The organism is Nocardiopsis oceani (assembly GCF_054777395.1).
The window spans coordinates 39,045-65,558 of sequence record NZ_BAAHAR010000015.1 but is presented as its reverse complement, the minus strand read 5'-3'; the positions used below and the strand labels follow the sequence as shown (position 1 = coordinate 65,558).

The following is a 26,514-nucleotide window of genomic DNA, read 5'->3' as shown; positions in this document are numbered from 1 at the left end:
CCCCGGGCCCAACGGAAGCCCGGGCCCCGCGGCCGTCCCTCGGCCGCGGGGCCTGCTCACGTGCATCGGAGCCCGGGTACCCGGCGCTCAGGGCCTAGGCTGTCAACCATGCTCGACTCCCTCGTCGCCGATGTCCTCGCCCTGGTCCCTGAGGCCCCCACCGAAGGCCCCGCCCGTGTGGTGCTCGGGCTGACCGGCGCCCCCGCGGCGGGAAAGTCCACCCTGGCGCGCTACCTGGTGCGTGTGGTGGACCAGCGGTCGGGCCGCCCGGGTACCGCCGGGTACCTGCCCATGGACGGATTCCACCTGTCCAACGCCCAGCTGAACCGGCTGGGCCGCCGGAACCGCAAGGGTGCCCCGGACACCTTCGACGCGCACGGATACGTGGCCATGGTGCGGCGGCTGCTCACCGAGACGGACCACGCGGTCTACGTCCCCGACTACGACCGCAGGCTGCACGAGCCGATCGCCGCCCAGCACGTGGTGGAACCGCACACCCGACTTGTCGTGACCGAGGGCAACTACCTCGCCAGTGACGAGGAGCCCTGGGCACGGCTCCGAGGGCTGATCACGGAGCTGTGGTATGTCGAGGCCGAGGACCGAGTGCGTGAACGCCGCCTGCAGCGGCGCCAGATGGCCGGCGGGGCGAGCGTGAGCGCCGCCAAGGAGTGGGTTGCGCGCAGCGACCGGCCCAACGGGGAGTTCGTGAAGGCGTTTCGGGACAACTGCACACGGGTGGTGCGGGTCAGCGGGGTTCCCAGGAGCCGGTCCTCGGACCGCTACTCGGCGCGCTGAGCGGCCCGGACGCACTACCCCGTCCGACGCCCCGGCCGAGGTGACGGCCGAGGTGGCGGCGGACGAAGCGCCGGGCAGCCCAGCGGCCCAGTGCCAGGTACTGGTTGGGCTGGCCCTGGCCGCCCTTCGCCCCGTTGTAGACGCCGCGAAGAGCGGAGACCACGATGAGCTCCTTGTAGAGGGCGGCCAGCCGACCGGTGAGGACGAAGCGGCCCGGGGAGTCGTCACCGCGCACGAACTGGATGTACCCGTCCCCGCGCCCCAGGCTCACGCACTGGAACAGGTAGCCGAACGTGGACGTCCGGGGCTCCTTCCCCTCCGCGCGGGCGACGGCCGTGTCCGCGGCGCTCCACCCCATGGGAAGGCCCATGGCGCACGACATCCGGAGGGGCTGGCCGTCCACCCCTGGCGCGTTCGCCGCGTCTCCCACCACGAGCACGTCGGGGTGGGAAACCGAGCGCTGGGCTCCGTCGACCACGGCCCGGCCGTCGTCGTCCACGGCGAGTCCGGCCTCGGCGGCCAAGCCGGCCATCGTGAAGCCCGCGTTCCAGACGACGAGGTCGGCCGGGACGCGGGAACCGTCGGCCAACCGGAGACCTTCGGCGTCTACCTCCGCCACGGAGGCGTGTTCACGAACACCGACACCCAGGCGGTGCAGGACCCGGTGGACGTGGGAGCGCCCGCGCGGGCTGGCCCCGTCCGCGACACGGCCCCGGGTGAGGAGTTCGATCCGCAGGCCGGGATGGCTCTCCGCGAACTCGGTGGCCACCTCCAGGCCGGTGAGACCGCCGCCGACGACCGCGAGCGTGCGGGTCCCCGCGTCTCGGGCGCGTCCGGCCAGGGCGCGCGCGTCCGGCAGAGAGGCGGAGGTGAGAGCGTGTTCGGCGGCGCCGGGGGCACCGTTCCGGGCGGCGTCGCTGCCGATCGCGTACACGAGTGTGTCGTAGTCGAGCTCCCGTTCCTCCCCTTCGGTGCGCACCCTGACCGTGCGCCGTTCGGTGTCGATGTGCTCGGCCCAGCCGACGACCAGGTCGATTCCGGTGCCGTCGAGAGCGCGGGGCAGCGGGTGGACCGCGACGTCCTGGCCAGCGGCGACCTGGTGCAGGCGGACCCGTTCGACGAAGTCGGGGGTGGCGTTGACCAGGGTCACGTGGAGATCGATCCGGTCGCGGCGGGCTTGGTGCGCGGCCCGACCTGCCGCGGCGAGCCCCGCGTAGCCGGCGCCGAGGACGAGGAGTTCGTGTGCCATGGGTCTTCCTCCGTCAGGCGGTACGAGTGCGTTCGATCCACATGACGGGCCCGGGGTCCGGAAACGTGACACCGGGCCCGTGCCGCACATCACGCTGGAGCCGCGAAGCCCGAGGCGGCAGGGGATCTCGGAATCCACCCAGAAGATATGAGTCAACCACGAACGACCCATGAGTCCACATACTAAGACAAATGTTTCATATGTTGTCTAGGGCGGCTAGCATCCTGCCACCCACCCGCACTGACCTGGAAAGAAGTCGCATGACGGACGTCGCCGAAGACACCCCGTCGCCGCAACGGCCACAGACCGAGACGGCGGACCCACCGACCAACCCGAAACGGAAGGTCCTCACAGCGAGCCTCGTGGGCACGTCCATCGAGTTCTACGACTTCTACATCTATGCGACCGCCGCCGTCCTGGTCTTTCCGTACCTGTTCTTCCCCGAGGGCGACATGATGGCGGCCCGGCTGCAGTCGCTGGCGACCTTCGCCATCGCCTTCGTGGCCCGACCGATCGGCTCGTGGGTGTTCGGGCACTTCGGCGACCGGATCGGCCGCAAGGCCACCCTGGTGGCGTCCCTGCTGACCATGGGCATCGCCACTATCGCGATCGGCCTGCTGCCGACCTACGCCCAGATCGGCGTGGCCGCCCCTCTGCTGCTGGCGATCTGCCGGTTCGGCCAGGGGCTGGGCCTGGGTGGCGAATGGGGCGGCGCGGCCCTGCTGGCCACCGAGAACGCTCCTCCCGGCAAGCGCGGCTTCTACGGAACGTTCCCGCAGCTGGGCGCGCCGATCGGTTTCTTCCTCGCCAACGGTGTCTTCCTGGTCCTGAGCCAGGCGATGAGTGATGAAGCCTTCCTGGCGTACGGCTGGCGGATCCCGTTCCTGCTCTCGACCGTGCTGATCATCGTCGGCCTGTGGGTGCGCCTGACCCTGCACGAGACCCCCGCCTTCGCCAAGGTCGTGGCCTCCGGCGAGCGCGTCAAGACACCCATCGTCGAGGTGTTCCGCAGCAACTGGCCCGCCGTGCTCATCGGCACCCTGATCATGGTCGCCACCTACGTGCTCTTCTACTTGATGACCGTCTTCTCCTTGGGCTTCGGCACCGACCCGGAGAACGGGCTGGGGTACGAACGCACCGAGTTCCTGGTCTTCCTACTGATCGGCGTCCTGTTCTTCGGCCTGTTCACCCCGGTCTCCGGGCTGCTCGCGGACCGGTTCGGCCGCCGACCCACCCTGATCACGGTCACCGTGGCGATCATCGTGTTCGGCTTCGCCATGGGCCCTCTCATGGGCAGCGGCGGGACCGTCGGCGTGATGGCCTTCCTCATCATCGGCCTGTCCCTCATGGGTCTGACCTTCGGCCCGATGGCCGCGGTGCTGCCGGAGCTGTTCCCGACCAAGGTGCGCTACACCGGCGCCTCGGCCGCCTACAACCTGGCCAGCCTGCTGGGCGCCTCGTTCGCGCCCTACATCGCGACCTGGCTCGCGGGTACCTTCGGTCTGGGGTGGGTCGGCGGCTACCTGGTCCTGGTCGGCCTGATCACCCTGGGCGCGCTCCTGGTCAGCCGGGAGACCCGGCACGACGACCTGGACGACATCTCCGCCAAGGTGACCAACTGACCCGCTGACCCGTCAGAAACCCCCACCTCCCCCGAACCCCCACCTCCCCAGGGCGGGCCGGACGGCGCGAGCCGACCGGCCCGCCCTTTGCCTGTGCGTGGCGGGGCGCGGATCCGGTGCGGTGCGGTCGGCACGAGCCCTTACCGGTTCCCGGCACCGAAGGAAACCTTCACCCACATATTCGAGGGGGTAAACGCCCTTTACCGCCGCGGCGTCGTACGCACAACAGATGCACAACTGCGGCGGAAGACACCCATGAAGCACCGGATCACCCTCACACCCCTGCTGGCCGCGGCCCTGCTCGCGACAGCCGGATGCAGCGCACCCACCGCCGACCTGACCGCCGCCGAGACCACGGACGGCGGCGCGGACGTGCCCGACGACGTCGACGGCGACGGCTTCCCCGACCTGCCGATCGACGGGAACCAAGGCGGCTCGGACGACGGCGAGCCGTACGTGGGGGTGCTGTTCGGCGGTGAGAACGGTCTCGACCCCGACAACGGGGTCACCCTGACCCGCTCCGACCTGGGCCTGCCCGACAACGGCGAACCGCTCACGGTCCTGGACACCGGTGACCTCGACGGCGACGGGTACACCGACCTGCTCGTCGACGCCGGCAGCGGCTTCGTCGTGTGGGGAGGCCCGGACGGCCCCACCGGAGAGGCCGTACCGCTCCCCTGGCTGGACATGGACGATCCGACCGGCATGAACGCGGTCTCCCTGGCCGTCGGCGACCTCGACGGCGACGGCCACACCGACGTGGCCGTGCTCGACCGCCTCCAGGGAACCCCGGTCGACGAGTACGAGACCGCCTACCACCGCGGACCCTTCGACCGGGACGGCTCCCCCGCCGAAACCCGGGACCTGCCGCTGCCCGACGACGCCCAGGACGCCAGCCTGGAGGTCTTCGACGCCGACGGGGACGCGGCGGAGGACCTGCTGCTGGTCCGCGGTTCGGACGAGTCACCCGGCAGCCACCTGGTGCTGCGCTCGGGCCCCGAGGGTCCCGCGCAGGAGGTCCTGGGCGACACCGCCCCCGCACACGCGTACGCGACCGGAGACTTCAACGCCGACGGCAGTACCGACCTGCTCATCGGGGTGAGCGGTATCCCCAACAACGAGCCCGGCCACGACGACGAACTGCACCCGGGCTACGTCGACACCTACGGGGGCGCCGACGGATTCCTGGACGCGGAGCCGGTCCGCCTCACCCTGGACAGCGAGGGCGTTCCCGGCGAGTCCGAGGACGGTGACGGGTTCGGCAACGGATTCCTGGTCGGCGACGTGACCGGCGACGGCCACGACGACGCCGTGATCATGACCGGTCCGGGCTACGCCTACGAGACCGTGACGGTCCTGCTCGGCGGCCCCGACGGCCTGACCGGCGAGGGTGCCGCCGCACTGCCGGTGCCGGACACCTCCGACCTGGGCTCCTACCGCCACCACGCGCTGGCAGACTACGACGGCGACGGATACGCCGACCTGTTGCTGAGCACCGCCCACCCGGCGAGCCCCAGCCCGAGCGACGGCTACCTGCTGTACCGGGGCGGGCCCGAAGGCCTCGACCCGGAGCCGCTGGAGTTCACCACCGAAGGGCTCTAGGGCGTGTTCGGTGGATGCTGCCCGTCGCGAGCGGCGTATCCAGTGGTGCTGGCACAAGGCCGAAGAAGGAGTCAGCCCGGGTTTGGCTGTCGACTGATGAGAACGCAGTGACAGTGCCGCTGGGGCGACGCGCAGCAGGGTATGTGTCCGCTGAACATGCCCTAGCCCCGCTGGAACAGGCGGCCGCGAACTCGGGCCGGCTCGAGCTGTGGAAAACAGCCGAACCGGCCCTCCCCGGCCTAAGCTTGAGGGCAGCCCTCGACGTCTCCCCCTCCCGGAGCAGACACGTGTACGAAGCAGCACTCAAGCTGGGTGTCAACCATCCGACCGTGGAGATGCCCCGGCTCTGTTGACTCGATCTGACCGGGGCGGAACTGCTCGGGTGGCGCGGGATGAGCCCTTCCTTTCCAGAAAGCGCCGGGACGAACTGCTGGTGCTTTCTGCGTGCGTTTCCTATGTTTTTACGGGTTATAGGTCCCTACAGAAAGGGGCCTTTCGACTCTTGCGCGGAACACTGTTCTAGTTGGGAGAAGCACCTGATCAGCAACGGTGGCATGGGGCACGGGGGAGATACAGCAGGCGGCTACGAACCCGGAAAACACGGCCCTAGACTCGGTTGTAGCCCTGAGACCGCGCTGCCGGAAATGAGTCCCCTATGAGCGAGCCAGACGGCGATCCACACGACCTCGACGGGCAGGACCGGCTGTCACTCCCCCGGGTGGGTCTGGACGACCTACTCGACGAAGTCCGGCACCGCATGACGGAGATCTCCCAGACTCAGGAGCGCATCCGGACGCTCTTGGAGGCGGTCGTCTCCATCGGGGAGGGGCTCGAACTCGAACCGCTCCTCATGCGTATCACCGAGACCGCCACCCGGCTGGTCAACGCACGCTACGGCGCTCTGGGGGTGATCGGCCCCGACGGGAACATGAGCCGGTTCATCCCCGTGGGCCTGGAGCCGCACGAGATCGCGTGTATCGACCACTGGCCCAAGGGCGAGGGGATCCTCGGGCTCCTCATCAAGGAGCCCGAACCCCTCCGGCTCCGGGACGTGCGCGACCATCCCGAGTCGCGCGGCTTCCCCGAGGGCCACCCGCCGATGCACACCTTCCTCGGGGTGCCCATCCGCATCCGCGACCAGGTCTTCGGCAACCTGTACATGACCGACAAGACCGACGGCGCGGAGTTCACCGGAGACGACGAGCTCCTGTTGCGGGCGCTGGCCACGGCTGCCGGTACCGCGATCGAGAACGCGCAGCTGTTCGCGCAGACGCAGAGCCGCGAGACCTGGTTGGACGCCTCGGGGCAGATCACCACACGGCTGCTGTCCGGCGCGGCCCCGGAGGAGGTTCTGCGACTGGTCGCGCGGCGGGCCCGGACGATGGCGCACGCCGACGTCGCCGTGATCGCCATGCCCGGTGAGGAGCCCGAGACGCTCACCGTGCGGGTGTGGGACGGCCCCGAGGACCAGTGCCGGACCCTGGCCGCGGGTGCCCGGGGTGCCACGCTGACCCGGGCCGCCGACACCCTGCTCGGCGGGGTCTACCTGAGCGGGACCCCGGTGCGCACCGACGTCTCGGCCACCGAACACGAGGGGGCGGGTTTCCTCACCCGGATGGGGATCGGCCCGGCACTGGTGCTGCCCTTCGGTCCGCCCGACGGAGCCAGGGGTGTCCTGGTGCTCGGCCGCAACCAGGACCGGGAGCTCTTCCAGAACAGCTGGTTGAGCATGCTGTCCTCGTTCGCGAACCAGGCGGCGGTCGCCTTGGAGCTGGCCGAGACCCGGTTGGACTCCGAGCGGCTGAGCGTGCTCGAGGACCGGGACCGCATCGCCCGGGACCTGCATGACACGGTCATCCAGCGGCTGTACGCCACCGCCATCACGCTGATGGGCACCGTGCGGCGGATCGACGACTCGACCTCGGCCAAGCGCGTACAGAGCGCCGTCGACGACCTGGACGACACCATCCGGCAGATCCGGTCCACGATCTTCGCCCTGCAGAGCTCCGCCGACGACGACACCTCGTGGCTGCGCTCCCAGGTCCTGGAGCTGGTCAACGCCACCGCCGAGACGTTGGGTTTCGCGCCGCGCCTGCTCACCCAGGGGCCGATCGACAACGCGGTGGACGAGCGGACGGGCGAGCACCTGGTCGCGGTGTTGCGCGAGCTCCTGTCCAACACCGCCCGCCACGCCGGGGCCACCACCGCGGACGTCGAGCTGTCGGTGGGTGGTGACGAGGTGGTGCTGCGGGTCTCCGACAACGGCCGGGGCATCCCGGAGGGTGCGGCCCGCAGCGGCCTGCGCAACCTCACCTCGCGTGCCGAGGAGCTGGGCGGGACGATGGCGGTGGCGACGGGGCCCGGAGAGGGCACCGTGGTCGAGTGGTCGGCCCCGGTCCGGCACCCGGACGAGGACGAGGGTCCCGCGGGCTGACCCCGGGACCGGGTGCGGTGCACCCGAGACACCCCACCGCACCAGAACGGGCCGCTCCCTCAAGGGCGGCCCGTTGGTGCGCTTGCTGACACGCGACTTCCGCCGACCCGGCGGCCCGGGCCCGGCGGGGTGCTCAGGCGGTCTGGTCCATGGAGAGGCGCACCGCGTAGGCGGCCGCCTGGGTGCGGCGGGCCATGCCGAGCTTGGCGAGCACGCGGGACACGTAGTTCTTCACGGTCTTCTCTGCCAGGTACATCCGGGCGCCGATCTCCCGGTTGGTCAGACCCTCGCCGATGAGTTCCAGGACGCGCCGCTCCTGTTCGGTGAGCTCGCTCAGCGGGTCCTTGCGCCCGGCCTCCTCACGGAGCCGCTTGAGCATGCGAGCCGTGGACTCGGGGTCGAGCAGGGACCGGCCCTGGGCGACCGTGCGTACGGCGCCGACCAGGTCGGTGCCGTGGATCTGCTTGAGGATGTAACCGGACGCCCCCGCCATGACCGCGCCGTAGAGCGCCTCGTCATCGGAGTAGGACGTGAGCATGAGCATGCGGGTCTCCGGGAGCATCGAACGGATGTCCCGGCACACGGTGACGCCGTCGCCGTCGGGGAGCCGCACGTCGAGCACGACCACGTCGGGTTCGAGCGCGGGGACCCTGGCCAGGGCCTGCGCGGCGGTTCCGGCCTCGCCGACCACCGTGATGCCGTCCTCGTCGTCGAGGAGTGATCCGACCCCTCGCCGGACGATCTCGTGGTCGTCCACCAGGAACACCCGGATCGAACTGTCGCCGCCCATCAGGTGCACACCTCCTCAGCGCTGGTGACCTGAGGCGGCACGGCCGCCTTGGTTTGTGGGGTTCGCCCGTCGCCCCTTACCCGGGGCGCCTTCGGTCGGATCCGTTCCGGCAGTCCAGGCGCTGGTCGGGGGCTCGGGCCTCACCTCTCCAGCCTAGACAGCGACGACCGCCACCAGGTGAGTCGAACGTCCCTTTTCGTTTGAGGCGAGTGTCCCGACGGGTAGTGCGCCGACGAGGACCTTTGCCGTCCTTCGGGGGGCTCGCGACCCCTGCCTTCGGCGCCGCGAGCAGCAAGGATGGTGGGGTCAGGAACTGAAGGCGCCAATCTTCGGGGGACTTGTGATGGCTGGAACAAGCGGTGCTGACGCGTCCGCGCAGGGGCGGGGTTCGGTTGCGGGTCCGACCCCGCCTCCGGAGCAGCGGACGGCGTCCGACGAGTTCGCGGGAACCGAACGCCTCGGGGAGGACGACCAGTTGCTGGTCGGGGCCGACCTGGCCGACAACGAGGAGGCCAGTTTCACCGTCCTGGAGCGCCAGACCTGCCTCAACCTGATGGCCACGCGAGACATCGGGCGGGTGGCCTTCACTATCGACGGGGACGCAGCTCCGACCGTACTCCCGGTCAACTACGTCCTGGTCAACGACACCATCGTGTTCCGGTCCACGTTGGCGGGGACCATCATGCGGTACGGGCGCGGGTACGCGGCCTTCCAGGTGGACCACTTCGACGAGGAGCGCCGTGAGGGCTGGAGCGTGCTGGCCTCCGGCCGCAGCCGGTGGATCCGGGACGCCGGTGAGCTGGAGCGGATCCCGCAGGGGCGCCTCCCCCAGCCCTGGGCGGAGGGCGAGCGCGACCAGGTCCTGAAGATCACCCCGGGCCGGGTGACCGGACGCGAGGTCCGCCGTCCCTGAGGTGTTCTCCGGCAGCTCACAACCCTTCGCAGGACAGCCCGGCTCCGTCCTTGAACCTGTCGGCCCGGTGACCGCACTGGACAGATGTGGTCACCGGGCCTTTGGTGTTTTCGTCCCCCAAACGGGGTATCGGTGGCGGCATGGGAGTGCAAAGCCCGTCTCATAGCCGGTGTGTCCCCAGCTCCTGCTCTGGTCGCGCGGAGACCATCGCCCCGTGCGACAGCGGTCACAACTGCCACCAAAGTCCCAAGTCCACGACAAGTGCGGGCGCGCCCGCGTGCTCCGGGAGTTCTCGGCACTCCGGGGATTCCGGGAGTACCTGGTGAACCGCCTGTGGGGCCGTGTGTCCCTGGGGTTCGGCGCCTCCGCGACCGCCGTCCTCTTCACCGTCTCCGGAACCCCCCTGCTCGACCAGGCCACGGCGCTGTCCCTGCCCCCTTCGGCCGCGCCGGTACTGCCCGTCACCGATGAGCTTCCCGACGAACTGCGGGTCCGTGTGCTCTCCGCACGCCCGGGCACGGTCATGGGCGGAACCGTCCTGGTGCGGGTGGAGGTGCCGCGCACTGTCGAAACCCACCGGGTCCGGTTGGCGGCGGACGGCACGGACGTCACCGACCAATTGCGCCCCGTCCACCTGCCCGGCGTCGGTCACGCCTTGGAGGGCCTGGTCCCGGACCTGCCCGAGGGGCAGACCACCCTGGCGGCCTCGGCCGAGGGGGTCGAGGCCCCGGAAGAAGCCCGCACGGCGGTCACCAACCACCCGATCACAGGCCCGGTCCTCGCCGGCCCGCACCAGGACCCGTTCGTGTGCGGGACCGAGGACTTCGAACTGGCTTGGGGCGGGCACCTGGGTGCCCCGTTGGACGACGACTGCTCGGTGGAGACCGTGGTGGGGTACGTGTACCGCACCACCGACGGGGAGTTCGCTCCGCTGCCCGAGGGCGACCGGCTGCCCGCCGACGTCGCGTACACGACCACCGCCGCCGGCGACGAGGTCCCGTACACGGTGCGGGTGGAGACGGGTACCGCCAACCGCTCCGTGTACGAGACGGCCGTCCTGCACGACCCGCGCGAGGACGCACCGGATCCGTGGACCCCGTCCGAGGGCTGGAACCACCGCCTCGTGTACAAGTTCGGTGGCGGGTGCCCGGGCGGCTGGTACATCCAGGGGAGCGACACCGCCGGGGTCGTGGACCACGGCATGCTCTCCGAGGGGTATGCGGTGGCCTCCGCCTCGTTGAACGTGTTCGGCAACAACTGCGACGACCTCCTGGCCGCCGAGACCATGAGCGCGGTCAAGGAGCGGTTCGCGCTCACCTACGGGGTGCCCGAGCACACGCTGGGCTGGGGCAACTCCGGCGGCGCGTACCAGGGGCACCAGATCGGCGACAACTATCCGGGGCTGCTCGACGGGATGGTGGTCTCGCAGAGCTACCCCGACGTCGGGTTCGCGACCGCGCCCGCCGTCACCGACGCCCTGCTCCTGCAGTCCTACGCCGAAGAGCACCCCGGGAGCCTGACCCGGGAGCAGCAGCGCGCCGTGTCCGGCTTCGGGTCCTGGGAGGGTATCGGGGCCATGGCGGGGGCCGCGTCCCGGATCGATCCCCAAGGCGAGTGTCCCGACGAGCTGCCCGCCGCCGAGCGCTACCACCCCGAAGACAACCCCGACGGGGCCCGCTGCGACATGTACTCGCACGCCGCGAACGTCTACGGGACCCACCCGGAGACCGGTCTAGTGCGTCGGCCGCTGGACAACGTGGGGATCCAGTACGGACTGTCGTCCCTGGTGGAAGGGGACATCGACGTGGACGAGTTCCTGCACCTGAACGAGCACGTGGGCGGTTTCGACCAGGACGGCGGCGTGGTGCCCGAACGCACGGTGGGCGATCAGGCGGCCATTCGCGCGGCCTACGACAGCGGGCGCCTGCTGCACGGGGGCGGCGGCCTCGCCGACATCCCGATCGTGGACCACCGCCCCTACCAGGACGACGCGGAGGGCGGCGACATCCACATGCGCTATCACTCGTTCTCCACGCGCGAGCGGCTGCTGGCCGCCAACGGGTCCGCTGACAACCAGGTGATGCTGGTGGAAGACCACTACGGCGGGGTGTTCTCCGCCGACCAGCCGGTGGCCGGCCGGGCCCTGACCGAACTCGACGCCTGGGTGACCGCGGCCGACGAGCTCTCCCGCACCTACCCCGGTGCCGACCCGGCCGACTACCTGGAGCGGAGCCGTCCGGAGTGGCTGACGGACTCCTGCTGGATCGGCGACGAACGGGTGGCAGCGGAACAGCTCCCGCTGCCGGGAGGGCAGGGCGACCGGTGCGCCGACGAATTCCCCACGCACGGTTCCCCCAGGACCGCTGCGGGCGGCCCGTTGGCCTCCGACATCGTCAAGTGCCGCCTGACCCCGTTCGACGCGCGGGAGCACCCGGCGGAGTTCGACGAGGAGCAGGCCGTGCTCGCTGAGGAGGTGTTCGCCGACGGGGTGTGCGACTGGTCGGAGCCGGGGCTGGGGCAGGGTCCGCCGAAGGGCCCGTGGCAGTCGTTCTAGGGCGTGTTCGGTGGATGCTGCCCGTCGCGAGCGGAGCATCCAGTGGTGCTGGCACAAGGCCGAAGAAGGAGTTCCCCTACTGTGCACTACCTCGCAAGCTCGGCAGCATCGCACAGCGGGGGCCCGCCCGGGTTTGGCTGTCGACTGATGAGAACGCAGTGACAGTGCCGCTGGGGCGACGCGCAGCAGGGTAAGTGTCCGCCGAACATGCCCTAATCCTGCCGTCGGTTACTCGCCCGTTCGGTGCAGGATGATGGCGCCGCCGTAGGCAGGCCGGTCGAGGCGCTGGTCGTCAGTGGCCATGTACTCGTCGATGACCGCGAGAAGACGCTGATCGAGCTCGTCGAGTTCCTCGTCGTTCAGGTGCAGGACGAACCGGGCGTAGGTGCGCACCGAGTCGGCACCCGCTTCGGCGAGTTCCTCTTGGAAGGCAGTGACCGGTGCGATGCGCTCCTCCCCCGTCATGTCCTGCAGGGGGCCGTCCAGCCACCAGCTCTCACCGGTGGCGCGGTAGGGCTTCTCCAGGGCACCGCCGGTGCCGGTGCGCACCGGGGCGGCGACGAGCAGTCCAGCGCCGACCAAATGGCGGACATGGTAGAGCACCGTGCCCGGGGTGGTGTCGAGCCGGTCGGCCAGTTCCTTGTTGGTGAGCTCCCGGGCCAGGCACAGGCGCAGGATGCGCAGGCGCAGCTGGTGGCTCAGGGCCTTGGCCTCCATTGCCGTGGCCGGACGCCTGCGGCGGGGCGCCGGGCTCGGGGGCTGGGGCGGGTCAGGGTCCGGTTCTGCCATGCGTGCAGCGTAACCGATCTGCACCGATCCATTGACCTTTCTGAATCGATTGAGTTTTGTCGATCGCTCTGGCAATCTCAACCCATGGCCAACGACGAGGAGCCCCCACCCCAGCCCGGGGCAGACCGGGGCACCAGCGGTCTGGGGGCACCCTTCTGGTCCCTGTTGACCGCCTCCGGGGGCTCCAATCTCGCCGACGGCGTCCTGAAGGTCGCGCTGCCCTTGGTGGCGCTGCGCTTCACCGATTCCCCCGCCCTCATCTCGGGGATCCTGGTGGCCCTGAGCCTGCCGTGGCTCTTCTTCGCCCTTCCCGCCGGGGCACTTGCCGACCGGATGGACCGACGATTGGCCATGCTCGGCGCCAACGTGATGCGCGGCAGCCTGGCTGCGCTCCTGACCCTGTCCGTCGCCTTCGACTTCGGGTCGATCTGGCTCATCTACGCGGTGGCCTTTCTCATCGGTATGACCGAGACCGTCTACGACACCGCGGCGCAGTCGATCCTGCCGCAACTGGTGCCCCGCGACCACCTCTCCCGGGCGAACGGGCGCCTGTTCGCGGTGGAGCTGAGCAGCCAGGAGTTCGTCGGCCCGACCCTGGGCAGCGCCATGGTGGCGGTGAGTGTGGGCCTGGCCTTCGTGACCCCGGCGGCCCTGTGGTTCGCGGCCGTGGGCGCGCTGTTACTGGTGCGCGGCCGCTACAAGGTGGCCCGCACCGGACCGCCGACCAGCATGCGTGCCGACATCGCCGAGGGGGTGCGGTTCCTGTGGCAGCACCGGCTCCTGCGCACCTTCGCCCTCATGGTCGGCGTTTCCAACTTCGCCTTCTCCGCGCTCTTCGGGGTGGTGGCGCTCTTCGTCGTGGGGCCCGGCTCCCCCATGGGTCTCACCGAAGCGGCCTTCGGCCTCCTGTTCGCGATGGTCGCCGCGGGCAGCGTGGTCGGGGCGTTCGCCACCGCGTGGTTCGAGCGGACGTTCGGCCGTACCCGGTCGTTGTGGCTGAGCATCGTCCTGTTCTGCGTGGTTCTGACGGTTCCCGGGCTGACCACCGATGTCTGGCTGGTGGGACTGGGCTTCGTCCTCGGTGGCCTCGGGATCACCATGTGGAACGTGATCACCGTGTCCCTGCGGCAGCGCATGGCCCCGGGCGCGCTGTTGGGGAGGGTCAACAGCGTCTACCGGCTGATGGCGTGGGGGACCCGGCCGCTGGGCGCCGCGGCCGGTGGTCTGCTCGCCGAGTTCATCGGCCTCCAGGCGATGTTCCTCTGTATGGCCCTGCTGGTAGTCACCCTGGTGGCCCCCATGCTGCGGATCGACGACGCGGCCATCGACACCGCGGAGCAGGTCGGATTGGAGTTGGCGGAAGAGGAGCGCGCAGAGGGGCACGGGGAGACCGGGCCAGGAGAGAGCGGGCAAGGGGAGACCGGGCCTCGGGAGCAGGCGTGAACCACGGCGGCCCGGAAACCCGGTGGACGCCCCGGCCGACCCGGGTGAGCATGGGAGCGTGGCACACTTCGACACTTCCCCCGCAGCCCCATCCGAAGACGACGTGGAAGTCCTGGAGGGCGGAAACGTCTCCGCCCAGGTCCTGCGGATCGGCCGGACCGTGCGCAAGCCCTGGAACCGTTCCTCCCCCGCCGTGACGTCCCTACTGCGCTACCTCCACCTGTGCGGTTTCTCGGGTTCCCCCGTCTCCTACGGCGAGCGCCCCTCGGGCCATCAGCGGCTGGCCTACGCACCCGGCACCATGGCCGACCGGATGCCGCCGATGACCGCCGCCGAACTGCGCAGGCTGGGTTCGATGATCCGGCGACTGCACGACCTCACCGCCGGATACCGGACCCAAGAGGGCGCGGTGTGGGAATCGGTGTTCCCGCCCGAGGAACCCGAGGTCATCTGCCACTACGACCTCGCCCCGTGGAACCTGGTCCGCGACCCCCAGGGCAGCCAGGAGGCCTTCGACACCAGCGGGACGCGCCTGCCGGAGCTGTGGACCTTCATCGACTGGGACGGCGCCGCACCGGGCACCCGGATGGGGGACCTGGGCTACGCCGCGCACGGGTTCGTACCGCTGCATGAGAGCGGCGGCCCCGAGACCGCGGGCGAAAGGCTGCGGGCACTGGCCGACGGCTACGGCTGTGACGCCGACCAGCGCCTCGAACTCCCCGGGGCCGCCCTGCGGCGGGTGGGCGCCATGTTCGAACTCCTGGAAGAAGGGGCGCGGACCGGCCGGCAACCCTGGGCCCGCCTGCACTCCGAGGGGCACGCCGACCACTGGGGTGCGGCCGCCGACTACATCCAGCGGCACCAGGGCTTGTGGACACGGATGCTCACCGCGCCCTGATCGGGATACGGGCGGGAAACGGGCGCGGGTGCGGTCAGGCGGGTTTGTTCCACACGAACGCGGCCGAGATCGGGTAGCCGCGGAAGCGTTCCCACTTGGGTTTGGCCGCCACCCAGCCGTCGTCCACGACCGCCTCGTTCAGCTCCGCCAACCGCCACCCGCTGCCGAGGGCGGCGCGCACGTGGTCACCGAGCAGGTGCACGTGGGTGGTGATCGCGATCTCCTCTCCCGCCGCATCGGTGAAGTGGGTGGGCATGCCGGAGGCCATGATGAACTGCGGGTGGTAGGCGACCAGCACGCAGCGTCCGCCCGGTTTGGTGAGCCGCCAGGCCTCCGCGTAGAAGGGCGCGAGGTCGGGCAGGTGCTCGTCGATGAGCGAAGCGATGACCAGGTCGTAGGTGTTGCCGGGCAGACCGGTCGCGCGGACGTCGCCTTGGGCGAGAGTGTCGTGGGCGCCGCGTTTCTCGGCGAGGGCGAGCATCCCGGCGCTGAGGTCCACGCCGTCCACGTGCGCCGTCCCCTGGTCCCGGAGCCAGGCCCCGGTGCGCCCGGTGCCGCACCCCAGGTCGGCGACGCGGCGGGCCTCGGACCAGTCCGGTGCGGTGAGTCCGTTGAGCAGGTCGAGGTCCATGGCGTCCAGGACCGAGTCCTCGTAGGTGCTGGACCAGCCGTCGTAGCCGGTGGCCACGTCGACGGTCCGGTAGTGGCGGGTGTCGAACTCGGAGAAGTCAGGCATGGACGCGAGTATCGCGTGGTCAGGCCGGGCCACGCGACCGGTTTTCGTGGCGCGGGGGTGAGTGTGCAGCGGGTCCGCGGCGCTCACGGGGCGCCCGGAAAACCCGTTGCCCGGAGGAGTACCGCCCCTCTACCGTGAGCGCCATGGCAGCTTTCCACGCGATCATCCAGGGCCGGTTCGCCTGGCCCGTGACCGCTGAAACCTTCGCACGCCTCCGGTCCGCGCAGCTGGACCGGTAGCCGGACCCCTCAGAGCGCACCGCCGTTCCCGTACCTCCGGGTACGACGTCGGCGGTGTTAGGGGCTCCCCTCGTTCACGCGTATCGGTCCAGGTTCCGCCGACGTCCTCTTCCTTCCGGACGGGCAACCACGGACCTTCCTCTGTGGCGCGCACCCTCGCGGTGCCGCGCCCCCTCGTGCTGCCCGTCCACGTCCGCCGCCCCGCTCGGGGCGGCAGAACGGACCACTCGTGGCACGCAACCCACGCGAGAACCGCGGTACCGGCCCCCGGCACAACGCGAACCCCCACGCCGAGAAACAGGGCACCAGCCCCCGCGACAACAGGCACCCGCACGCCCGCAGCCCACGCGCCGACAAGCCACACGCCAACCATCAGCGTGGCGGTGAACCCCGCGGGAAGTCCCGACGTGCGGACAACAGACGCGGGGAGAACCGGCGGTCCGGCAATCGGCGTCGCCTCTCCCAGAACTTCCTCACCGACCCCGTCACCGCCCGCTGGGTGGTGCGGGTGGCCGGGGTGGGCCCCCAGGACCTGGTGGTGGAAGTGGGTTCCGGGGACGGCGCCATCACCCGTTTCCTCTCCCCCGCCGCCCGCGACGTGATCGCCCACGAACTCGACCCGCAGCTGGCCGCGCGGCTCTCCGACCGCTACCGGGACCCCGCCCGGGGTGTTCGGGTGGTGCGCGGTGACTTCACCCGGTCACGCGCGCCCCGGGAACCGTTCGCGGTCGTCGGCAACATCCCGTACTCGCGGACCGCCGACATCGTCCGGTGGTGCCTGAAGGCCCCCGGCCTCACCTCCGCCACGCTCGTCACCCAGCTGGAGTACGCGCGCAAACGCACCGGTGCCTACGGCCGGTGGAGCCGGTTGACCGTGCTCACCTGGCCCCAGTGGTCGTGGCGGCTGGCCGGGCGGATCGGCCGGGACCGCTTCCGCCCCGCGCCCCGGGTGGACGCCGGGCTGCTGGTACTGACCCGTCGGGCCGAGCCCCTGGTGCCTCAGGAGCAGATGGGTGAGTACCGGCGCATGGTCGAGATCGGTTTCACCGGGGTGGGTGGTTCGCTCGCGGCGTCGCTGCGGCGGGAGTACCCGGCCCGGAAGGTGGCCGCGGCCCTGCGGAAGGCGGGGATCGCCCCGAGCGCTCCGGTGGGTGTGGTGACGCCCGAGCAGTGGGTGGGTGTACTTCGAGTGCTGGCCGGATAAGGCCCCGGCGAGACCCAAGAAAGCCGCCAAACCTCACTTAACGTGGGGTTATGCGACGAATCATCCCATACGCACTAGCACTACCGATCGCTCTCGCGGCGGCCGGGTGTGGTTCCTCGGCACAGGAGATGTCCATGGAGGACCCCCCGGCCGTCGACGAGACGGCCACCGACACGGCATCCGAAACGATCGGCCCGCCCGAGGACACGACGGACGAGCCCGCGCCCGAAGCAGAGGACGGAGAACCGGCCGAGCCCGAAGGGAACGGGGACGGTCACGAGTACGCCTTCGGTGAGGGCGCTGCCTTCGCGCACCCGGTGGGCGCCTACGAGCACGAGTTCCAGGACGGGGTTGAGGAGGACGTCGTCTACACGGTGGACGACGCCACCCTCGATGCCGCGGGTCAGGCGGTCTTCACCCTGACCATCGAGGTGCCCCAGCTGGAGAGGGTCTTCGGGCTGGCCAACCTGGACACGCAGTGCTCCTACGAGGACGGGGCGACGCACCCGGCCGACTCCGACGACCCGGTCACCGAGGCCGAGGCCGGCACGCACAGCATGGAGCTGTACTGCGACGCGCCGGACGCACCCGACACCATGACGGTGTCCATGGTCAACGGCGAGGACGAGGCCGACTTCAGCGGCCCCGTGGGCTGAAGCCGGCCCGAGGCATGGCCGTCGGGCCGTGCTCTCCGACGGCTCAGACCCGCAGCACAGCGAAGAACTCGCCCGGCACCACCACCGCGATGCCGTCGACCCGGGGGTAACCGTTGGCGAGCAGCAGCTCCCGAGGGGCGGCGTCCAGTTTGACCTCGACCTCCTCGGCGCCCAGATTGCAGACCAGGCGCAGGGAGCCGCGGGAGAGCACGATCAACCGCCCGTCGCTGCTGGCGGTCACCGCGAAGCGGTCCAGCCGCGGATCGGAGAGCTCCGGTTCGGACCGGCGCAGGGCGATCAGGGACCGGTAGGTGTCCAGGACCAGCTGGCGGGGTTCGTGCTCCGCCTCCGACCAGTCCAGGACCGCGCCGTCGCGGGTGGCCGGATCCATGGGATCGGGGATGTCCTCCTCCGCCCAGCCCAGCCCCTCGAACTCGCGCCGACGGCCGCGGCGCACCCCGTCGACCAGGGCCGGGTCGGAGAAGGAGGCGAAGAACGGCCAAGGTGTGGTGGCACCCCACTCCTCACCCATGAAGATCATGGGTGTGTACGGAGAGCAGAGGACAAGCGCGGCACCGCAGGTGAGCAGACCCGGTGAGACGTATTCGCCCATGCGGTCGCCCCGGGCCCGGTTGCCGATCTGGTCGTGGGTGCTGAGATAGACGAGGAAGCGGCTGCCCGGGATACGTGCGGTGTCGACGGGGGCGCCGTGCCGCCTACCCCGGAAGCTGGACCGGTTCCCGTCGTGCCGGAAGACGCGCCGCAGCACGTCGGGGAGCACCTCCGGCCCTTCGAAGTCCGCGTAGTAGCCGTGGGTCTCACCGGTCAGGGCCACGTGCAGGGCGTGGTGGAGATCGTCGGACCACTGCGCGGTCATGCCCAGACCGCCCGCCTCTCGGGGCAGGACGGTGCGCGGATCGTTGCGGTCGGACTCGGCGATCAGGGCGAGGGGGCGGCCGAGTCCGGTGGCCAGGGCGTCGACCTCCGCGGAGAGTTCGGCGAGGATCGGGACCGCGCGCTCGTCGTGCAGGGCGTGCACGGCGTCCAGGCGCAGCCCGTCCAGGTGGAAGTGGCGCAACCAGTCCAGGGCACCCTCGACGACCAGGTCGCGGACGGGGTCGGAGTCGGGCCCGTCCAGGTTGAGGGACGGCCCCCAGGCGTTCTCACCGGAGAAGTAGGGGCCGAAGCGCGGCAGGTAGGCGCCGGACGGGCCGAGGTGGTTGTACACCACGTCCAGGAGGACGGCCAGCCCACGGCGGTGGCAGGCGTCAACGAACCCCTTGAGCGCATCGGGCCCGCCATAGGGTTCGTGGGCGGCGGACCACAGGACACCGTCGTAGCCCCAGCCGTGGGTGCCGTCGAAGGCGTTGAGGGGCATCAGCTCGACGTGGGTGACACCGAGGTCGACCAGGTGGCCGATGCGGTCGACGGCGGCGGTGAGCGTGCCTTCGGAGGTGAAGGTGCCGACGTGGAGCTCGTAGATCACGGCCCCAGCGAGGGGGCGGCCCGTCCAGTCGCCATCGGCCCACATGTGCGCGTCGTGGTCGTAGACACGGCTGGGCGCGTGGACCCCGTCCGGCTGCCGGAGGGAGCGCGGGTCGGGCAGGGGCCGATCGTCGTCGTCCAAGAGGTAGGCGTAGTCCGAACCGGGTCCGGCCCCGTCCACCAGCGCGTGCCACCAGCCGTCGGCGCCGGTGTCGGCCTGCATGGGGTGGTCGACGCCGTCGACCCGTACGCGAACCCATCGGGCGTGGGGAGCCCAGACAGAGAAGTCGCCGAGAACCCCCCGCCCGGGTGAGGCGGCCAGAGTCGGTTCCGTGGGCAGTTCGTTCACGCAGGACTGCCTACCCACCGGGGGCGATCGTCACGCGCGGGGCAGGGTGGCCGGGCCCGCTCTAGATCAGCGTCGGCCGGTAGACGCCCACACGGACCGACGCAGTGGTGGTGAAGGGCTCCGGGAGTTTCGACACCCGGGCTGCCAGGTCCTCCGGGGTGATGTGGCGGGCGCTGGGGCCCATGCCCACGACGGTGTGCACGTCGTCGTGCGACAGCTCCATGGTGAAGCGCAGCTCTTGGGTGCCTTCGCGGGTGAAGTGGTCTCCCAGGCTGTCGGCGAGCCGCTCCTCCTTGCGGGGGTCGACCTCCAGCAGCCCGAGCCCGGTGCGCGGTTCGGCGAGGTGGTCGGCAGCGGGTGTGACCACCAGGAGCACGCCGTTGACCTTGAGTACGCGGTGGAACTCGGCGGCGTTGCGTGGCGCGAACACGTTGAGCAGAGCGTCGGCAGTGCCGTCGGCGAGGGGCAGGGTGCGCCAGGAGTCGCAGGTGACGGCGCCGCCGCGCGGGTGGGACCTGGCTGCTTTCCGGGCGGCGAACTTGGAGACGTCGGTGGTCAGGCCGACGGTTTCGGGGAGGCTCTCCAGGACCTGGGTGAGGTAGTGCCCCGTACCACCGCCGACGTCGACGACCACCCTTTGGGAGGCAGCTGGCTCTTTCGAGAGCTGTGCGGCCAGTGCCTGGCCGATGGGGTCGTAGTGGCCCTTCTCCTGGAATCGCAGACGGGCGGCGACCATGTCCTTGCTGTCACCGGTTCCGGGCGGGGTCGCTCCGGTGAGGAGCCCCGCGTAGCCCTCACGGGCGACGTTGAAGCTGTGGCCGGAGGCGCAGAGCAACCCCCGGGAGTCCCGTTCCAGGGGCTGGCCGCAGACGGGGCAGGTCAGGGCGGCCGCGACGGGGGCGGGCATGCGCAGCGCGGGGCCGGGGCGGGCGCCGGTGTGGGAGTTCGTCATGGTCACCGGTCAGCCTACCGGCGCACCAGTGCCCACCGTCGCGGCGCTGCCTACTGCCGCACCCCGCCTACCGGCGCACCAGGACCGCCACCGGATAGGTGTCCAGAACCTCGGAGAGGCGGGCGGTGGTGAGGCCGTCCATGCGTTCCGGCGCGAGCGTCCGGCCGGTGAGGTGGTCGGTCCACTCCCCCGGGCCGTAGGGCAGCGGGAGGACTGTGTCGCCCCAGCCTCCGGCGTCGGACAGGGTCAGCGGCAGCCGGGTCGCGACCACCGCCAGGGCCGGTTGGCGGGAGCCTCGGGTGGTGCGCGCGAAGGCCAGGGCGTGCTCGGCGGACGGGCCCTCGGCGGCCAGCGGCAGGTAGCCGTCCGGCCGTAGTTCGCCCCGGATGCGCAGGCAGGTGCGGACCAGGTGGAGTTTGGCCGCCCCGGTGTCGTCGACCGCCGGTTTCCAGCCGGTTTCGAGGCGGGAGAGGAGTTCGGTGCGCCTCCGGTGGTCGACGGGCCTGCGGTTGTCCGGGTCGACCAGGGACAGGTCCCAGAGCTCCGTGCCCTGGTAGATGTCGGGCACCCCTGGGCTGAGGAGCTGGACGGCCTTCTGCCCTAGGGAGTTGCTCCACCCCGCCGCGCGCACCGTCTCGACCAGGGCTTCGACGTCGGCGCGCAGTTCTCCTTGGATCTGGGCGGGCCAGGCGCGGATCCGGTCTTCGAAGTCGGTGTCCTGGGCGGTCCAGGAGGTTCCGAGGCGGGCTTCGCGGGCCGCCTTGAGGAGGTACTCGACGAGCCGTTCGTCGCTGACGGGCCAGGCACCGACCAGGGTCTGCCACCCGAGGAGGTCGAGGGAGGGCTCGGGAAGGGGCGCCTGCCGGGTCCAGCGGCGCACGGCCTCGGCGAAGTCCACGGGGATCTCGGAGAGGGCGGCCAAGCGGGCCCGCACGTCCTCGGAACGTTTGGTGTCGTGCGTGGTCAGCGTGGTCATAGCGTGGGGTTCGGCGGCTTCCCGGCGAAGATGGGCTTCGTGGAAGGCGGTCACATCCACGCCGAACCGCGCGGGGTCGCCGCCGACCTCGTTCAGGGCGGCGAAGCGGGTACCCCGGTAGAACGCCGTGTTCTCGGTGCCCATGGCCACGACCATGCCGCTGGTCTGTTGGACGCGGTGGGCGAGCTCGCCGTGGGGGTCCTCGCGGACGGCGCGGTCGAGGGTCTTCAGAGCGGGTTCGAGGTCGGGGCGGCGCGCGGCGGCCGCGTGTACGGCACGGGCCCAGGCGGGTTCGGCTTCGGGCAGGTAGGAGCGGTAGACGTCGAAAGACGTGAGGAGTTCGGCGACGGCCTCTTCCCGGCGGGTCGCGGAGCGCCGGTCCCCCTCGCCGACGGGGTCCGGGACCAAGGCGGCGATGCGGCGTACCTCGGCGCGCAGGAGGTCGGTGGCGGCGTGGGCGCGGGCTTGGTGGTCGATCGCGGCGACGTCGGTGGCCACCCCGTGTTCGGCGGCCAGTGCGGTGAGCACGGGTTCCGCGTCGGGGTCGACGAACACGCCGCAGATCTGGCGGAGGGCGTCGTACCCGGTGGTGCCGGCCACCGGCCAGGAGCGGGGCAGGGTCTCTCCGGGGGCGAGGATCTTCTCGACGACGATCCATCCGTCGAAGCGTTCGGCCAGGCGGCGCAGGTAGCCGCCGGGGTCACTGAGTCCGTCGACATGGTCCACCCGGAGCCCGTCGGCTCTGCCGTCGGCGGCCCAGCGGAGGATCTCGGCGTGGACGGCGTCGAAGACCCCGGGTTCCTCCACCCGGACGGCGGCGAGGTGGTCGACGTCGAAGAAGCGCCGGTAGTTGAGTTCGCTGTCGCCGCGCCGCCAGGAGACGAGTCGGTAGTGCTGGCGTTCGTGCACGGTCTCCGCGCTGTCGCCCGGTTCGTGGGTGCCGGCGGCCAGAGGGAAGCGCCGGTCGAAGTAGACGAGGTGGCCGTCGGCGAGGGTGAGGTGGTCCAGGGCGGCGCGGCCGCCGTCGCCGTGGTCCCCGAGGACGGGCACCAGGATCGGTCCGGAGTCGAAGTCCACGTCGAAGCAGCGCGCGTACACCGAGTCACGTCCGCGCGCCAGAACGTCCCACCACCACGGATTGGCGTCGGGCCGGGCCACGGACATGTGGTTGGGCACGATGTCGACGACCACGCCCATGCCGAGAGCGTGGGCCCGGTCGGCGAGTTCGCGGTGCGCCCGTTCACCGCCCAGGGCTTCGGAGACCCGTGTGGGATCCACCACGTCGTAGCCGTGGTCGGACCCGGGGGTGGCGGTGAGTATGGGTGACAGGTAGACGGCGCCCGCCCCCAGCCGGTGCAGGTGGTCGAGCAGCGCGGTCGCGTCGGCCAGGGTGAAACCGGGCCTCAGCTGCAGTCGGTAGGTGGACGTCGGTGTGGCGCGGACGTTCCGGGGCGCACTGTGCGGACTCATCACTGAGGATCACTGCCCTTCGGTCCGGCGTGTCATGCACGCCCGCACGCACTCCCCCGGAGGTTGCCCGGAAGCTCCCTCCCTGCCACCTTTCACCAGTGGAAAACTCCTCGTTCACCTGCTGTCCACCCGGAGTCCCCCGAGCCGCCACGGACTCGTCCGGTTCCGCACACACCCGCGTTGGGACAGGTGGCCCCGAAATGATTAAATTCTTCGGCGGTCTTCCATTACCAGCGACAACGCGCCGAGGACCGGCTGCGAGCGGTGGTGACCATGAGGACCACCGACACCGACGAAGGGGATAGAGGCAGCGTGCTCCCGTCCAACAAGCGCACCCGCACCCAGGACCGCACCCGCCGCGGCTCCCGCGCCTACCGGGGCGCCGCCTCGGCCGCGTTGGCCGGACTGCTGCTGGCGACCACCGCCTGCGGCAGCGACGACGCCGTCGAGGGGGCCGCCCCGGCCGTCCCCGACGATCTGGAGTGCTTCTCGGGGAGTCTGCACGGGTCCGGGTCCAGCGCCCAGGAAAACGCGATGACGACGTGGATCGCGGGCTACCAGTCGGCCTGTGAGGACGCGCGCGTCTACTACGACTCGATCGGGTCGGGTGGCGGCCGCAACCAGTTCATCGACGGGGCGGTGACGTTCGCCGGGACGGATGCGCCGATGGACCCGGAGGAGAACGTCGACGCCCGGGAACGCTGCGGCGAGTCCGACACCATCAACCTCCCCGGTTACGTGGTGGCCATCGCCGTGGTGTTCAACCTGGAGGGGATCGACTCGATCAACCTGAGCCCGGACACGGTGGCGCGGATCTTCAACCAGGACATCACGCACTGGGACGACCCGGAGATCGCGGAGGACAACCCCGACCTCGATCTGCCGAACCTGGCGATCACCCAGGTGAACCGGGCCGACGACTCCGGTACGACGGAGAACTTCACGCACTACCTGTCCGAGGCGGCGCCCGACTCGTGGCCGCACGAGGCCGACGGCCAGTGGCCGATCACCCCGCGTGAGTCGGCGCAGGGCAACAGCGGCATCGCCGACACGGTCTCGCGGGCCGACGGCGCCATCGGTTACGTGGAGATGTCCCACCTGCACGGTCTGCCGACCGCCGACATCGGTGTGGGTGACGACTTCGTCGAGATCTCGCCGGAAGCGGCCGCCAAGGTCGTGGCCGAATCCCCGCGCCGCGAGGACAACACCAGCGAGTACGACCTGGCGTTGGACCTGGACTTCGGCACCACCGAGCCGGGCAGCTACCCGCTGGTCCTCGTGGCCTACGAGACGGTGTGCCTGGAGTACCCGGACGAGAACGAGGCCGAGCGGGTCAAGGCGTTCCTGAAGTACGTGGTGAGCGAGGAGGGCCAGCAGGAGGCCTCCGACGAGACCGACTCGACCCCGATCGACGACTCCCTGCGTGCCGACCTGCTGGAGTCGATCGACGCGATCGGTTCCTGATCCGTTCCCGGTGAGGACGAGTGCCCGACGGGACTCGGGGTTGCGGGCGTGCCGCGGTCGTGGCACGCCCGTTGCGCGTTCCGGAAGCGGTCGGGAACGGCCAGAGCGGCTGACCCCGGTCAGGACCGGGCGGCCTCCGGGGCCGCGGTGCCCGGCCGGAACGGCGGCCTCCGGTCCGCCGCCGTGCTCAGTCGTCGGGCCCGGGCATCTCCCGGCCGGAGGCGCGGCAGGCCCGGTACCAGAGGGAACGCAGCCGCGCTCGGAGACCGCGGTGCCGCGGCCGGTCCGGGTACGCGTCCAGCTCGGGCTCACCGTCCCTCTCCCCGTCCTCCTCGCCGTCCCTTGCTCCGCCGCTCTGGAGGGGGTACTCCTCCCGCGGGTGTTCGGTGTCCTCGCTTCGGTCAGGGCCCTGTTCCCGAGGGGCCGGGCGCGGCGGGGGTGGCCGGTACTGGGTGAGGTCGGTGAGGGTGTCCTCGCCGCCGTGGATGCGGTAGCGGCCGTGCAGTTCGGCGACCACGTCGGCCAGGTCTTCGTCCTCTCCGCACACGCGCATGGCGCGGGCCAGGGCACGGGTGCGCCACAGCCGCACCCCGGCGTCGCGGGTCGGTGAGGCGGCGAGGAAGAGCTCGGTGAGCCCGGCGCGGGCCCGTTCCGTGCTGGCCAGGAGGCGGGACAGGGCGACCTCGCCCAGCCCCCAGGCGACGGGGAGCTGGAGGAGGAAAGGCGACGGGAAGCCGGTCTTGGGCACGCTGGAGGAGAAGGAGAGCCGGGGTTCGCGCAGGTAGTTGGCCTGGACGAGGCGCAGGTCCAGGTGGGGGCCGTCGATCCCGCCGGGGGCGGCCTCGGCGCACTCCCAGTCGGCGACCAGGGTCACGGCCAGGTCGGTCTCTGTGCTGGCGAGGAGTCGGTCCACGCATGCGCGCACAAGGTGGTAGGGAGCTCCGTCCACGTCCACGACGGCGTGGACCAGCGGGGTCCGGCGGCGCGGTTCCGGAACGCGTTCGCGGTAGGCGTGCGGGTGCGGCATGAGTTCGGCGAGGACCTCGGTGCGGAAGCGTTCCGAGGGCAGGCGGGTGCGGGCTGTGGAGGCCGCGCCCACGTGCCAGGCGGTGGCCGTGCGTTCGGGGACCAGGACCGCCCCGGCCTGCCACAGCCGGTAGCCGAACTCGGTGTCCTGGCCGAGGTCGAGGTCGGGGTCGACGCCGCCCGCCGCCTCGTAGAGGGTGCGCCGGACGGCCGCCGCGGCGCCCACGTGTGCGTGGAAGCCCAGGTGGTCGGCGTCGCGCAGGTGATCGGTCTGGTCGAGGAGGTGTTCGACCCATCCGTGGCGGCCACCCGTGTCGAGTTCCCGGTGCAGGTTGCCCGACCGGGCCGCGGAGAGCACGTCCGCGGGGCCTTGGGGTTCGGTGTCGGTGAAGCGGATGCGTCCGAGGGTGACGCATTCGGCGTGGGTGTGGTGCCAGCGGGCCTGGGCCTCGACGAACTCGGGGCAGGCGACCATGTCGGCGTCCATCCAGAGCAGGATGTCGCCGGTGCTGGTGTGGGCACCGTAGGCGCGGGCGTAACCGGCACCCCAGCCGCCGTCGGGCGCGGCCACGACGCGGCACCGTTCCGGGCGCTGTTCGGGCAGCCGGAGCGGTGGTGAGGAGTGGTCGTCGACGACCACGACATCGAGGAGGTGTGCCGGGTAGGTCTGGACGGAGAGGGAGGCCAGGGCGAGGTCGAGGCGGTCCTGTCCGCCCCGGGCGGGGATGACGACGCTGACGCTGAGCTCCGGTGCCCAGCAGCCGGTCGCGGGGGGTGTCAGCGCACTCCAGTCGTTGCGGTAGACGCGGGTGGTGACGCGTTCCACCCGGCCTCGGTGCGACACCCCATCAATGTGGGACCCTACGTG

The 26,514-nt window shown here is 71.0% G+C and carries 19 protein-coding genes; 11 read left to right on the top strand and 8 right to left on the bottom strand.

Annotated elements, in window-relative coordinates; translation table 11 throughout:
* Positions 1-108 precede the first annotated feature (108 nt).
* Complete coding sequence (locus tag ACYVDG_RS10785) at positions 109-795, top strand: nucleoside/nucleotide kinase family protein (protein WP_460749046.1); 687 nt, start codon at positions 109-111, stop codon at positions 793-795.
* Here ACYVDG_RS10785 and ACYVDG_RS10780 read toward each other — a convergent pair.
* Positions 746-2,044, bottom strand: a complete 1,299-nt coding sequence (locus ACYVDG_RS10780) for an NAD(P)/FAD-dependent oxidoreductase (RefSeq protein ID WP_460749044.1) — start codon at positions 2,042-2,044, stop codon at positions 746-748. The two genes, ACYVDG_RS10785 and ACYVDG_RS10780, sit on opposite strands and share 50 nt — an antisense overlap.
* A gap of 260 nt (positions 2,045-2,304) precedes the next feature.
* Between ACYVDG_RS10780 and ACYVDG_RS10775 the strand changes: the two genes are divergently transcribed.
* The 3 genes from ACYVDG_RS10775 to ACYVDG_RS10765 all read left to right on the top strand — a co-directional run bounded on the left by ACYVDG_RS10775 (position 2,305) and on the right by ACYVDG_RS10765 (position 7,702).
* Positions 2,305-3,666, top strand: a complete 1,362-nt coding sequence (locus ACYVDG_RS10775; RefSeq protein WP_460749041.1) for an MFS transporter — start codon at positions 2,305-2,307, stop codon at positions 3,664-3,666.
* A gap of 255 nt (positions 3,667-3,921) precedes the next feature.
* Positions 3,922-5,268, top strand: a complete 1,347-nt coding sequence (locus tag ACYVDG_RS10770; protein ID WP_460749039.1) for an FG-GAP repeat domain-containing protein — start codon at positions 3,922-3,924, stop codon at positions 5,266-5,268.
* A 655-nt stretch (positions 5,269-5,923) separates the two neighbouring features.
* Positions 5,924-7,702 carry a sensor histidine kinase gene (locus ACYVDG_RS10765; RefSeq protein WP_460749036.1) on the top strand — a complete coding sequence of 593 codons (1,779 nt, stop codon included), beginning with the start codon at positions 5,924-5,926 and terminating at the stop codon, positions 7,700-7,702.
* 133 nt (positions 7,703-7,835) lie between these two features.
* On the opposite strand, the gene ACYVDG_RS10760 is transcribed toward ACYVDG_RS10765, so the two are convergent.
* Positions 7,836-8,492, bottom strand: coding sequence for a response regulator (locus ACYVDG_RS10760; RefSeq protein WP_460749034.1), 657 nt, complete (start codon positions 8,490-8,492; stop codon positions 7,836-7,838).
* Between the two features lie 343 nt (positions 8,493-8,835).
* Between ACYVDG_RS10760 and ACYVDG_RS10755 the strand changes: the two genes are divergently transcribed.
* Both ACYVDG_RS10755 and ACYVDG_RS10750 read left to right on the top strand, forming a co-directional pair.
* Entirely contained in the window at positions 8,836-9,405 is a 570-nt protein-coding gene (locus ACYVDG_RS10755) for a pyridoxamine 5'-phosphate oxidase family protein (RefSeq protein WP_460749032.1), read from the top strand.
* A gap of 214 nt (positions 9,406-9,619) precedes the next feature.
* Positions 9,620-11,959: a DUF6351 family protein gene (locus ACYVDG_RS10750; protein WP_460749030.1), complete on the top strand. Its 2,340-nt coding sequence runs from the start codon at positions 9,620-9,622 to the stop codon at positions 11,957-11,959.
* Between the two features lie 228 nt (positions 11,960-12,187).
* On the opposite strand, the gene ACYVDG_RS10745 is transcribed toward ACYVDG_RS10750, so the two are convergent.
* The gene (locus ACYVDG_RS10745) at positions 12,188-12,748 is read right to left on the bottom strand and encodes a helix-turn-helix domain-containing protein (RefSeq protein ID WP_460749028.1); all 561 of its coding nucleotides are present in this window, start codon (positions 12,746-12,748) and stop codon (positions 12,188-12,190) included.
* A gap of 84 nt (positions 12,749-12,832) precedes the next feature.
* On the opposite strand from ACYVDG_RS10745, the gene ACYVDG_RS10740 reads away from it, so the two are divergent.
* Both ACYVDG_RS10740 and ACYVDG_RS10735 read left to right on the top strand, forming a co-directional pair.
* Positions 12,833-14,191 carry an MFS transporter gene (locus ACYVDG_RS10740; RefSeq protein ID WP_460749026.1) on the top strand — a complete coding sequence of 453 codons (1,359 nt, stop codon included), beginning with the start codon at positions 12,833-12,835 and terminating at the stop codon, positions 14,189-14,191.
* A 58-nt stretch (positions 14,192-14,249) separates the two neighbouring features.
* On the top strand, positions 14,250-15,089 hold the full coding sequence (locus ACYVDG_RS10735; protein WP_460749023.1) for an aminoglycoside phosphotransferase/kinase family protein: 840 nt from the start codon (positions 14,250-14,252) through the stop codon (positions 15,087-15,089).
* Positions 15,090-15,123: 34 nt separating this feature from the next.
* Here ACYVDG_RS10735 and ACYVDG_RS10730 read toward each other — a convergent pair whose 3' ends face one another.
* Complete coding sequence (locus ACYVDG_RS10730; protein WP_460749020.1) at positions 15,124-15,825, bottom strand: class I SAM-dependent DNA methyltransferase; 702 nt, start codon at positions 15,823-15,825, stop codon at positions 15,124-15,126.
* Positions 15,826-16,293: 468 nt separating this feature from the next.
* On the opposite strand from ACYVDG_RS10730, the gene erm reads away from it, so the two are divergent.
* Both erm and ACYVDG_RS10720 read left to right on the top strand, forming a co-directional pair.
* Positions 16,294-17,268 (top strand): ErmE/ErmH/ErmO/ErmR family 23S rRNA (adenine(2058)-N(6))-methyltransferase, encoded by a 975-nt coding sequence (gene erm / locus ACYVDG_RS10725; protein WP_460749018.1) that lies wholly within the window; start codon positions 16,294-16,296, stop codon positions 17,266-17,268.
* Positions 17,269-17,402: 134 nt separating this feature from the next.
* The gene (locus tag ACYVDG_RS10720; protein ID WP_460749016.1) at positions 17,403-17,924 is read left to right on the top strand and encodes a hypothetical protein; all 522 of its coding nucleotides are present in this window, start codon (positions 17,403-17,405) and stop codon (positions 17,922-17,924) included.
* 43 nt (positions 17,925-17,967) lie between these two features.
* Here the strand turns inward: ACYVDG_RS10720 and treZ are convergent, their stop codons facing one another.
* From treZ to treY, 3 genes are all read right to left on the bottom strand, one after another.
* Positions 17,968-19,758, bottom strand: coding sequence for a malto-oligosyltrehalose trehalohydrolase (gene treZ / locus ACYVDG_RS10715; RefSeq protein ID WP_460749014.1), 1,791 nt, complete (start codon positions 19,756-19,758; stop codon positions 17,968-17,970).
* Between the two features lie 61 nt (positions 19,759-19,819).
* Positions 19,820-20,710: a putative RNA methyltransferase gene (locus ACYVDG_RS10710; protein WP_460749012.1), complete on the bottom strand. Its 891-nt coding sequence runs from the start codon at positions 20,708-20,710 to the stop codon at positions 19,820-19,822.
* 67 nt (positions 20,711-20,777) lie between these two features.
* Positions 20,778-23,156 carry a malto-oligosyltrehalose synthase gene (treY, locus tag ACYVDG_RS10705; protein ID WP_460749009.1) on the bottom strand — a complete coding sequence of 793 codons (2,379 nt, stop codon included), beginning with the start codon at positions 23,154-23,156 and terminating at the stop codon, positions 20,778-20,780.
* Between the two features lie 273 nt (positions 23,157-23,429).
* Here treY and pstS point away from each other — a divergent pair, with 273 nt between their 5' ends.
* Entirely contained in the window at positions 23,430-24,620 is a 1,191-nt protein-coding gene (pstS, locus tag ACYVDG_RS10700; protein ID WP_460749006.1) for a phosphate ABC transporter substrate-binding protein PstS, read from the top strand.
* Positions 24,621-24,807: 187 nt separating this feature from the next.
* Here pstS and ACYVDG_RS10695 read toward each other — a convergent pair whose 3' ends face one another.
* Positions 24,808-26,490, bottom strand: coding sequence for a glycosyltransferase family 2 protein (locus tag ACYVDG_RS10695; protein WP_460749004.1), 1,683 nt, complete (start codon positions 26,488-26,490; stop codon positions 24,808-24,810).
* Positions 26,491-26,514 lie beyond the last annotated feature (24 nt).